A 10,243-nucleotide genomic window follows, 5' to 3' on the forward strand; every position below is an offset into this window, starting at 1 on the left:
TCAGACAGCCGGAACGCAGCGGCCGTCCTCCGTCCGGTAGGTCCACTTCGCGCCGTCCCGCACCAGTTCCTTCACCGCGCCGACGAAGCGCTCCACGTGCTCGTCGGGCGTTCCCGCGCCGAAGCTCACCCGGATCGCGTTGAGGGACTTCTCGCCGGGCGCGGCCTCGGGGGCACCGCACTCGCCCTGGCTCTGCGGGTCGCTGTCGAGCAGGGTGCGCAGCAGCGGGTGGGCGCAGAAGAGGCCGTCGCGGACGCCGATGCCGTACTCGGCGGAGAGCGCGGCGGCGAAGTGGGAGCTGTTCCAGCCCTCCACGACGAAGGAGATGACGCCGACGCGCGGGGCGTCGTCGCCGAAGAGGGAGAGGACCCGGACCTCGGGCACCTCGGCGAGGCCCGCGCGCACGGTGTCGATCAGGTGCCGCTCGCGGGCGACGAGGGTGTCGAAACCGGCCTCGGTGAGCGCCTTGCAGGCGGAGGCGATGGAGTAGGCGCCGATCACGTTGGGCGAGCCGGCCTCGTGTCGGGCCGCGCTCTCGTGCCACTCCACGTCCACTCCCCCGTCCGTGCGCCGGCTGACCTTGCGGCTGGCGCCGCCGCCCGCGAGGTACGGCTCGGCCGTCCGCAGCCAGTCGGCGCGGCCGGCCAGGACGCCGGAGCCGAAGGGGGCGTACAGCTTGTGCCCGGAGAAGGCGACCCAGTCGACGTCGAGGTCCTGAACCGAGACCGGGTGGTGCGGGGCCAGCTGGGCGGCGTCCAGGACGATCCGGGCGCCGTGCGCGTGGGCGGCGGCCGCCAGCTCCCGTACGGGCCACAGCTCGCCGGTGACGTTCGAGGCGCCGGTGACGCAGACCAGGGCCGGGGCGTGGCCCTCTTGAATAGATGCAGTGCGGTCGGCGAGGGCGCGCTCCAGGGCCGCCACCGCCTGCCGCGGGGTGCGCGGGGCGTCGAGGTAGCTGACGCGGGCGTCCTGCCAGGGCAGCAGCGAGGCGTGGTGCTCGGTCTCGAAGACGAAGACCTGGCAGTCGGCGGGGAGCGCGGCGGCGAGCAGGTTGAGGGAGTCGGTGGTGGACCGGGTGAAGACCACCTGGTCGTCGTCCCGGCAGTCGAGGAACTCCGCGACGGTCCTGCGGGCGTTCTCGAAGAGGTCGGTGGAGAGCTGGGAGAGGTATCCGGCACCCCGGTGGACGCTGCCGTAGTAGGGCGCGTACGCCGCCACGTCGTCCCAGACCCGCTGGAGGGCCGGCGCGCTGGCCGCGTAGTCGAGCGCGGCGTAGGTGACCTCGCCGCCGGTGACGAGCGGAACGGTGACATCCCGGCCCAGAACGGGCAGCGGGGCGCGGACGGACTGGGCGGCGACAGGGGTGGAAACAGACACGGAAGGCTCCTCGACGACCAGGACCCCTGGCTCGTGAGGGGTCCGCGCTTGCCGCAGGCCTTTTTGCCTACGACCTGGTCTTCACCCGGGGCACCCCGCCACGGACGGAGGGTTGCCGGACAGTCGGCCGGGGCCTGATGACTGTCACTCATGACCTGATCGAGAACGTACGTGAAGTGATCGATGTCCCGCAACCCGAGTCCGGATTGCGGGACATCTCAGCTCACCGTTTAGGCGTTGCTGACCGTCACCCAGCGCTCCAGCGTCCGCTTGGCGGACCCGGAGTCGATCGACTCGGCGGCCTTGGCCATGCCGGCCCGGATCTGCTCGGTCAGCGGCGCGTCCGTCGGCTCCAGCGCCACCAGCGCCGCCGCCGCGTTCAGCACGACGGCGTCCCGGACCGGCCCTGTCTCGCCCTCCAGCAGCCGGCGCGCGACCTCCGCGTTGTGGGAGGCGTCCGCGCCCCGCAGCGCCTCGACGGGCACCAGCTCGAGGCCGACGTCTCTCGGGTCGAAGGACTCCTCGGTGACCTTGCCGTGGCGGACGATCCACACCCGGGAGGTGGCGGTGGTCGTCAGCTCGTCGAGGCCGTCGTCGCCGCGGAACACCAGGGAGGAGTTGCCGCGCTCGGCGAAGACGCCCGCGACGATCGGTGCCATGCGCGGGTCCGCGACCCCGACGGCCTGGGCCCGTACCTTGGCCGGGTTGGTCAGCGGGCCGAGGACGTTGAACACCGTGCGGATGCCCAACTGGCCGCGTGCGGCGCCCACATGACGCAGCGCCGGATGGAACTTGATCGCGAAGCAGAAGGTGATCCCGGCCTCCTCGGCGACCTCGGCCACCCGCTGGGGCGTCAGCTCCAGGTTGACCCCGAGCTTGCCCAGTACGTCGGAGGCCCCGGACGCGGAGGACGCGGCCCGGTTGCCGTGCTTGACGACCTTCGCTCCGGTGCCGGCGACGACGATCGACGCCATCGTGGAGATGTTGACCGTCTTCGCGCCGTCGCCGCCCGTTCCGACGATGTCGACGGTCGCGCCCGGCACCTCGATCACGTTCGCGTGCTCGTACATCGTGCGGACGAGCCCGGTGATCTCCTCGACGGTCTCGCCCTTGGCCCGCAGCGCCACCATGAACCCGGCGATCTGCGCGTCGGTCGCCTCACCGCGCAGGATGCTGTCCATCGCCCAGGCCGTCGCGTCGGCGCCCTGGTCGCGGCCGGACAGCAGGGCGTTCAGCACCTCGGGCCAGGAACGGCCCGCCGCGGTGTCGCCTCCAGCGGGGGTCACAGCGCTCATAAACCGCTCCTGGGTCAGTCCCGAACACCGGCGGGACACGATTTGCTCGGGTCCACCCTATCCAGCGCCGGGCATGGCGAAGGGCCCCCGTCCGCAGAACGGACGGGGGCCCTTCGCTCGTCGTGTGGCGACGCGTGATCAGTGGTGGCCGTGGCCGCTCGTGATCTCCCTGTACTCCTCGACGGTCGGCTTCGGGATCTGGGCCTCCTCGCCGTAGTACGCCTCGCTGAGCTTGGCGCGCAGCTTCTCGGGGGCCTTCACCTTGCGCTCGACGCCGTTCTCGTCGACCGTCGGGCCGATCTGCGCCGGCACGTACTGCTCGTGCGCGGTGAGCGTGTGCAGCTGCTCCTGGCTGAGCGGCTCGTGCACCTCGATGAACTCACCGTGCGGCAGGCGCTTGATGATGCCCGACTCGCGGCCGTGCAGCACCTTGTCCTTGTCCCGGCGCTGGAGGCCGAGGCAGATCCGCTTGGTGATGACGAACGCGATGACCGGGCCGACGAAGAACGCGATCCGGACGAACCAGGTGATGGCGTTGATCGACAGGTGGAAGTGGGTGGCCCAGAGGTCGTTTCCACCACCGATCAGCAGGACCATGTACCAGGTGATCCACGCGACACCGAAGGCCGTACGGGTCGGCGCGTTGCGCGGGCGGTCCAGGATGTGGTGCTCGCGCTTGTCGCCGGTGACCCAGGACTCGATGAACGGGTAGACCGCGATCGCGACCAGGACCAGCGGGAAGATCACCAGCGGGATGAACACGCCCAGGACGAGCGTGTGACCCCAGAAGTCGATCTCCCAGCCCGGCATCACGCGGATCAGGCCCTCGGAGAAGCCCATGTACCAGTCGGGCTGGGCGCCGGTGGACACCTGGTCCGGACGGTAGGGGCCGATGGCCCAGATCGGGTTGATCGTGGCGATCGCCGAGATGGCCGCGATGACACCGAAGACCAGGAAGAAGAAGCCTCCGGCCTTGGCCATGTAGACCGGCAGCAGCGGCATGCCGACGACGTTCTTGTTGGTCTTTCCGGGGCCCGCGAACTGCGTGTGCTTGTGGTAGAAGACCAGGATCAGGTGGCCGACCACCAGGCCGAGCATGATGCCCGGCAGCAGCAGGATGTGGATCGAGTAGAAACGGGCCACGAAGTCGCCGCCCGGGAACTCGCCGCCGAAGAGGAAGAACGACAGGTACGTGCCCACGATCGGCACGGACAGGATCGCGCCCTCCATGAAGCGGACACCGGTGCCGGAGAGCAGGTCGTCCGGGAGCGAGTAGCCGGTGAAGCCGGTGAACATGCCCAGGACGAACAGCAGGAAGCCGAACAGCCAGTTGACCTCACGCGGCTTGCGGAACGCACCCGTGAAGAACACGCGCATCATGTGCACGAACATGCCGGCGAGGAAGATCAGCGCCGCCCAGTGGTGGATCTGCCGGATCAGCAGACCACCGCGCACCTCGAAGGAGATGTTCACGGTCGAGTTGAACGCCTCGGACATCAGCTGTCCCTGGAGCGGGACGTAGCTGCCGTGGTACTCCACCTCGTTCATCGACGGGTGGAAGAACAGCGTCAGATACACACCCGTGAGGATGATGATGATGAAGCTGTAGAGGCAGACCTCGCCCAACATGAACGACCAGTGGTCGGGGAAGATCTTGCGCATGTTGGTCTTGGCCAGGGAGTAGATCCCGAGCCGGCCGTCGGCCCAGTCGGCGACGCGCTCGCCGGCGGGTGCCTTGTCGTCGCGCGAGCGCGACTCATTGTTCTCGTTGGTGCTCATCCGCGCTCCCAGAAGGCAGGACCGACGGGCTCATCGAAGTCGCCGAGCGCCTCAAGGTAGCCCTCGTCGTTCACGCCGATGCGCAGCTGCGGCAGGGCGTGACCGGCGGGGCCGAAGATCACCCGGGCACCGTCGGAGAGGTCGAAGGTGGACTGGTGGCAGGGGCACAGCACGTGGTGCGTCTGCTGCTCGTACAGGGAGATCGGGCAACCGACGTGGGTGCAGATCTTCGAGTACGCGACGATGCCCTGGTGCGACCATTCGAGCTCGCGCTGGTCCTTGATGTCGTCCGGCTGGATCCGGACGATCATCAGGGCGGCCTTGGCGATCTCGGTCTGGAACTCCTCGTCGTGCTCCTCCAGGCCCTCGGGCTTGGCGAAGGTCAGCGAGCCGACCGCGACGTCGGAGGCGCGCAGCGGCTCGTTGGTGTTCATGTTGACGAGCAGCTTGCCCTTGGACCACAGGGTGTGGCGGAGCTTGGTGCCGGGCAGCGGGCCGAGGTCGCGCAGCAGCATGACGCCGGAGAGCGGGAACAGGGCCAGCGCGCCGAACATCGTGTTGCGGACCAGCTTGCGACGGCCGAGGGCCGACTCCTTGGCGCCCTGCTTGAAGTCGGCCATGACCTTGGCCTTGACCTCGGGGGGCGCCTCGATCGCGTGCCGCTCGTCGGCGATCTCCTCGTCGGACATCAGGGTGCGGGCCCAGTGGACCGCGCCCGCGCCGATCGCGAACAGCGCGACGCCCAGGGTCAGCCCCAGCGCGAAGTTCAGCGCGTTGATGCGCCCGATCGGGAAGACGTAGATCGCCTTGTGGTGCGGGATCCCCACGTACGAGGCGATGAAGCCGACGGTGGCCAGCATCGACACCGTGAACAGCAGGGCGACCGTGCGCTCGGACCGCTTGGCGGCCCGCTCGTCGATGTCCTGGATCCGGTGCTCATGGGGCGGCAGACCGGGGTCGGCGAACGGGTCCTTCTCGTCGGCGAGGCCTGGCGCACCATGCGCGGTGTCCTGCTCAGCGGGCAGGTTCTCTGCTGGAATCTCTTCTGGAATGTCTTGGCTACTCATGACTTCTTGGCCTTTGCGGTCCGAGCGGCGACCCAGACGGCGACCGCGATCAGCGCGCCGAGTCCGAAGATCCAGGCGAACAGGCCCTCGGAGACCGGGCCGAGACCGCCCAGCGAAAGCCCGCCGGGGCTCTCGGTGTCGTCGCCGTTGACCGCGTTCAGGTACGCGATGACGTCCTTCTTGTTCTGCGCCGACATCGTGGTGTCGGGGAAGGAGGGCATGTTCTGCGGGCCGGTCTGCATGGCCTCGTAGATGTGCTTGGGGGCGACGCCTTCAAGGTTCGGCGCGGACTTGCCGTGCGTCAGCGCACCGCCCTCGCCGGTGAAGTTGTGGCACTGCGCGCAGTTGGTGCGGAACAGCTCGCCGCCCTTGGCGATGTCGGCGCCCTCGGGGCCGTACTCCGCCTCGGTCGGGACGTCCGGACCGGCGCCCAGCGAAGCGATGTACGCGGCCAGCTGGTCGATCTCCGCCTGCGCGTAGATGTTCTTCTTCTTCGGGACCTGCGCGCCCGGCTGCTGAGCCGGCATCCGGCCGGTGCCCACCTGGAAGTCGACCGCGGCGGCGCCGACGCCCGCCAGGCTCGGACCGTCAGAGGAGCCCTGACCGCCGGTGCCGTGGCAGCTGGCGCAGCCTACGGCGTAGAGCCTCTTGCCCTCGTCGATGGCGAGCGACTGGGCGGTCTCGTCGGCCTTGGCGCTGCCCGTGGGCGAGAACAGGGTGTACAGCCCCCCCGTGCATGCCAGCGCGAGGAGTAGGACGACGACCGCCGCCAGCGGATGGCGTCGTCGTGCTGAGAGCTTTTTCACGGATTACTCCGGTGTCAGGATCTTCTGCGTCGATGCTTCTGGACTGCGCGGGAGCGGGCCCGGCTACTTGATCAGGTAGATCGTGGCGAAGAGGCCGATCCAGACGACATCGACGAAGTGCCAGTAATAGGACACGACGATCGCGGCGGTCGCCTGCTCGTGGGTGAACCTCTTGGCCGCGTAAGTACGCCCGAGCACAAGCAGGAAGGCGATGAGGCCGCCCGTCACATGCAGGCCGTGGAAGCCGGTGGTCAGATAGAACACCGAGCCGTACGGATCGGAGGAGAGCGAGAGCCCGTCCTTCTTCACCAACTCGGTGTACTCGAAGATCTGACCGCCGATGAAGACCGCGCCCATGATGAAGGTGACGATGAACCAGCCCCGGAGCTTCTTCACATCACCGCGCTCGGCGGCGAAGACGCCGAGCTGACAGGTGAGGGAGGAGAGCACCAGGATCGTGGTATTGGTCGCCGAGAACGGAAGGTTCAGGCTGTGCGCCATCTCCTTCCAGTGGTCGGGACCCGTCACCGATCGCAGGGTGAAGTACATCGCGAAGAGGGCCGCGAAGAACATCAGCTCGGAACTCAGCCAGATGATGGTTCCGACGCTGGTGAGGTTCGGCCGGTTGACCGACGGGTGCGCGTGCCCGGTTTCTACTGTCGTTGCTGTCGCCACGACCGACATTATGTCGGTCGCTTATCCCGCCCTCACTCCCGGGGGTGCCGTTCGGAGTGTTCGTACTGCGTGGAGTGCCCGTATGGCTCACCCAAGGGGCGTTCCAGCAGGTGTTGACGGGCTGTTCAAGGGAGTAACATCCGCGGCATCGGGCTCTGCCCGTCTTGGTCCGTACGACGCTGATGTCACGGAGGAAGCATGCAGCCGACCGCCACGGTGCTGGTCTACAGCGACGACTCCAACACCCGCGAGCAGGTGCGGTTGGCCACCGGGCGCCGGCCCGCTCCTGATGTCCCGGTGGTGGAGTTCGTCGAGTGCGCGACTCCGGCCGCTGTGATCAAGGAGCTGGACAAGGGCGGGATCGATGTCTGCGTGCTGGACGGTGAGGCCGTGCCGATGGGGGGCATGGGGGTGTGCCGTCAGATCAAGGACGAGATCTTCGACTGTCCGCCGGTGCTGGTGTTGATGGGGCGGCCGCAGGATGCGTGGTTGGCTACGTGGAGTCGGGCTGAGGCGGCGGTGACGTTGCCGGTGGAGCCGGTGGAGTTCGCGGCGGCGTTGGCTTCTTTGTTGCGGGAGCGGAAGGCTTTGAGCGCCTAGGAGCTCGGGACCGCTGGTTTTCGGGCGGGTGCGGGTCCGTTGTGGCTTGTCGCGCCCACGCGGCGGAGCCGCATGTCGATACAGCCCCGCGCCCCTGGGTGGGTCACACGGCCGTGGGGCGTAGCCTTGCCGCTTCTTGTGGGTCCGGGCCCTCTGGGTTTCCGGCGACCAAGGCGCTGCCCTTGCGCCAGTTTGCCCAGGCGAGGTTCCAGTCGCCGAAGCCGTTGCCGAAGGGTTCCATCGTGTTGCCCTGCGAGTTGATGACCTTGACCACGTCGCCCTCGCGGACGGTCTCGAAGAACCACTGGGCGTTGGCGGTGCTCATGCCGGTGCAGCCGTGGCTGACGTTCGCGGAGCCCTGGGAGCCGACGGACCAGGGGGCGGCGTGGACGTACTCGCCGCTCCAGGTGACGCGGGTGGCGTAGTAGACCGGTAGGTCGTACGACTCCGCGGACCCCTCCGCTATGCCGATGCTGGTGCCGCGCATACGTACGAAGTACTCCTTGCCCAGGACCACCTTGACGCCGTTGCGGGTCTCGAAGCCGGGCTTGCCGGTGGTGACGGGGATCGTCTTGATCGCCTCGCCGTTCTTGTACACCGTCATCGAGTGGGACGAGGCGTCCGTCAGCGCGAGGACGTGGTCGCCCGTGGTGATCTTCAGCGGCTTGGCCTTGCCGCCCCACAGGCGGTCGCTGACCTTGATGCCCTCCAGGTTGCTGCGGACCTGGATGGTGGCGTGGGCGGGCCAGTACTCCTGGGGGCGGTAGTGGAGTTCCTTGTCGTCCACCCAGTGCCAGGCGCCCGACACCGAGGGCGTGGACTCGACCTTGAGGGCTCGTTCGACGACGGCGCGCTGTGCCTTGTCCTTGAGGGGCTTGCTCAGTTTGGCGGTGATGGGCTGGCCGACGCCGTAGGTGCCCGCCTTCGGGCCGAAGGTGACGGCCAGGCGCTTCTTGGTGACGGGCTTTCCGGTGTCGAAGGTGAGGACCTTGCGGCCGGGCGCCCCGTCCTCGTCCTCGGTGCTCACCCGGAGCGTGTAGCGGGCGTTGGCGGCGAGCGGGGTGGTGCTGTGCCAGCGGGTGCCGTCGGCGGAGAGTTCGCCCGCCACGTAGCGTCCCGTCGCGTCCATGGCGGTGACGTCGGTGATGCGCCCGTCGTCGTCCTCGGCGGTGACCTCGAGGGGCTTGTCCGGGTCGGCCTTCTTTCCGTCGCCGACGGGGCCGTTGAAGGAGATCTGCTCCGCCGCGTCGTACGGCTCGGCGGTCAGGGGGCTGTCGCCGGAGCACGCGGTGACGCCCGCGCCGAGGGCGATCACCAATATCGTGCAGCCGGCGACGGTGCGGGTGCGGGGTGAGTGGTTCATGGCTTCACGCTAGGAAGCCTCGTCAGCCGCGGCGCGGTGGGTAACCCGGACGAGGGATCGGTTGTACTGCAAAAGCGGGAGCCCGGACGCTCCTTACGGAGTGTCCGGGCTCCGAAGAGCTCAGCTCGTGTTACTGGGTGCGGCTCTCACCGCGGTAGTACTCGAAGACCCAGCCCCACAGGCCGATCACGAGCAGCGGAGCCGAGAAGTACAGCAGCCACCAGCCGATCGCGATCGCCAGGAAGGCGAGCGCGCCACCGACCGCGAGGGAGAGCGGCTGCCAGCTGTGCGGGCTGAAGAACCCGACCTCGCCGGCGTCGTCCGCGACGTCGGCCTCCTTGTTGTCCTGCGCACCCGCGTCGACCCGCCGGGCCGTGAAGCCCAGGTAGAAGCCGATCATGATGGACAGGCCGAAGGCCAGGAAGAGCGCCGTGGTACCGGCCGGCTCCTTCGACCACACGCCATAGACGATCGCCATGGCGAGGATGAAGACGGCCAGCCAGATGAACATCCTGCCCTGGATCTTCACTTGCCGGCCTCCTTGCCGCCGTTGCCGGCCAGCGCCTTGTCACCGTGCGGCGCGTTCTCGAGCTGGTCGAGAGCGGCGATCTCCGGGTGATGCAGGTCGAACGCCGGGGATTCGCTGCGGATCCGCGGCAGGGTGAGGAAGTTGTGCCGCGGGGGCGGGCACGAGGTCGCCCACTCCAGCGAGCGGCCGTAGCCCCACGGGTCGTCGACGCCGACCGGCTTGCCGTACTTGGCCGTCTTCCACACGTTGTAGAGGAACGGCAGGATCGACAGGCCGAGCAGGAACGAGCTGATCGTCGAGATCGTGTTCAGGGCGGTGAAGCCGTCGGCCGCGAGGTAGTCCGCGTAACGACGGGGCATGCCCTCGGCGCCCAGCCAGTGCTGGACCAGGAAGGTGCCGTGGAAGCCGATGAACAGCGTCCAGAAGGTGATCTTGCCGAGGCGCTCGTCGAGCATCTTGCCGGTCATCTTCGGCCACCAGAAGTGGAAGCCGGAGAACATGGCGAAGACGACGGTGCCGAAGACGACGTAGTGGAAGTGCGCCACCACGAAGTACGAGTCGGAGACGTGGAAGTCCATCGGCGGCGAGGCCAGGATGACACCGGTCAGACCACCGAAGGTGAAGGTGATCAGGAAGCCGGTCGCCCAGAGCATGGGGGTCTCGAAGCTCAGGGACCCCTTCCACATCGTTCCGATCCAGTTGAAGAACTTCACGCCCGTCGGTACGGCGATCAGGAACGTCATGAAGGAGAA

General features: G+C 68.2%; 10 protein-coding genes and 1 riboswitch. Of the genes, 1 reads left to right on the plus strand and 9 read right to left on the minus strand.

The genetic code is table 11. The features are described from left to right. The 6 genes from AB0I77_RS33820 to AB0I77_RS33845 form a co-directional block, all read right to left on the minus strand. Entirely contained in the window at nt 1-1,377 is a 1,377-nt protein-coding gene (locus AB0I77_RS33820; protein ID WP_363286567.1) for an aminotransferase class V-fold PLP-dependent enzyme, read from the minus strand. A 39-nt stretch (nt 1,378-1,416) separates the two neighbouring features. Next, nucleotides 1,417-1,533, minus strand: a riboswitch (SAM riboswitch). Nucleotides 1,534-1,607: 74 nt separating this feature from the next. After that, nucleotides 1,608-2,672, minus strand: coding sequence for an anthranilate phosphoribosyltransferase (gene trpD / locus AB0I77_RS33825; protein WP_363286568.1), 1,065 nt, complete (start codon nt 2,670-2,672; stop codon nt 1,608-1,610). A gap of 138 nt (nt 2,673-2,810) precedes the next feature. After that, entirely contained in the window at nt 2,811-4,451 is a 1,641-nt protein-coding gene (locus tag AB0I77_RS33830; protein ID WP_363286569.1) for a cytochrome bc complex cytochrome b subunit, read from the minus strand. Next, the gene (locus AB0I77_RS33835; RefSeq protein ID WP_363286570.1) at nt 4,448-5,518 is read right to left on the minus strand and encodes a Rieske 2Fe-2S domain-containing protein; all 1,071 of its coding nucleotides are present in this window, start codon (nt 5,516-5,518) and stop codon (nt 4,448-4,450) included. Before AB0I77_RS33835 ends, AB0I77_RS33830 begins: the two co-directional genes overlap by 4 nt. Beyond that, the gene (locus AB0I77_RS33840) at nt 5,515-6,324 is read right to left on the minus strand and encodes a c-type cytochrome (protein WP_363286571.1); all 810 of its coding nucleotides are present in this window, start codon (nt 6,322-6,324) and stop codon (nt 5,515-5,517) included. Before AB0I77_RS33840 ends, AB0I77_RS33835 begins: the two co-directional genes overlap by 4 nt. A 63-nt stretch (nt 6,325-6,387) precedes the next feature. Then, nucleotides 6,388-7,008 carry a heme-copper oxidase subunit III gene (locus tag AB0I77_RS33845; protein WP_363286572.1) on the minus strand — a complete coding sequence of 207 codons (621 nt, stop codon included), beginning with the start codon at nt 7,006-7,008 and terminating at the stop codon, nt 6,388-6,390. Between the two features lie 189 nt (nt 7,009-7,197). Here AB0I77_RS33845 and AB0I77_RS33850 point away from each other — a divergent pair, with 189 nt between their 5' ends. Beyond that, nucleotides 7,198-7,599 (plus strand): hypothetical protein, encoded by a 402-nt coding sequence (locus AB0I77_RS33850; protein WP_363286573.1) that lies wholly within the window; start codon nt 7,198-7,200, stop codon nt 7,597-7,599. Between the two features lie 103 nt (nt 7,600-7,702). Here the strand turns inward: AB0I77_RS33850 and AB0I77_RS33855 are convergent, their stop codons facing one another. The 3 genes from AB0I77_RS33855 to AB0I77_RS33865 all read right to left on the minus strand — a co-directional run. Then, on the minus strand, nt 7,703-8,962 hold the full coding sequence (locus AB0I77_RS33855; RefSeq protein WP_363286574.1) for an Ig-like domain-containing protein: 1,260 nt from the start codon (nt 8,960-8,962) through the stop codon (nt 7,703-7,705). 130 nt (nt 8,963-9,092) lie between these two features. Next, complete coding sequence (locus tag AB0I77_RS33860; RefSeq protein ID WP_363286575.1) at nt 9,093-9,491, minus strand: cytochrome c oxidase subunit 4; 399 nt, start codon at nt 9,489-9,491, stop codon at nt 9,093-9,095. Beyond that, on the minus strand, nt 9,488-10,243 hold a 756-nt coding region (locus AB0I77_RS33865), incomplete at its 5' end, for a cbb3-type cytochrome c oxidase subunit I (RefSeq protein WP_363286576.1). The genes AB0I77_RS33865 and AB0I77_RS33860, both read right to left, overlap by 4 nt.

Origin of the sequence: Streptomyces sp. NPDC050619 (assembly GCF_040654815.1) — a bacterium.
In the GTDB taxonomy this organism is placed as follows: domain Bacteria; phylum Actinomycetota; class Actinomycetes; order Streptomycetales; family Streptomycetaceae; genus Streptomyces.

Excerpts from the sequence above, each read along its gene's own strand:
- AB0I77_RS33855 (WP_363286574.1), bottom strand. The coding sequence starts at position 8,962 with ATGAACCACTCACCCCGCACCCGCACCGTCGCCGGCTGCACGATATTG.
- trpD (WP_363286568.1), bottom strand. The coding sequence starts at position 2,672 with ATGAGCGCTGTGACCCCCGCTGGAGGCGACACCGCGGCGGGCCGTTCC.
- AB0I77_RS33830 (WP_363286569.1), bottom strand. The coding sequence starts at position 4,451 with ATGAGCACCAACGAGAACAATGAGTCGCGCTCGCGCGACGACAAGGCA.
- AB0I77_RS33850 (WP_363286573.1), top strand. The coding sequence starts at position 7,198 with ATGCAGCCGACCGCCACGGTGCTGGTCTACAGCGACGACTCCAACACC.
- AB0I77_RS33835 (WP_363286570.1), bottom strand. The coding sequence starts at position 5,518 with ATGAGTAGCCAAGACATTCCAGAAGAGATTCCAGCAGAGAACCTGCCC.
- AB0I77_RS33845 (WP_363286572.1), bottom strand. The coding sequence starts at position 7,008 with ATGTCGGTCGTGGCGACAGCAACGACAGTAGAAACCGGGCACGCGCAC.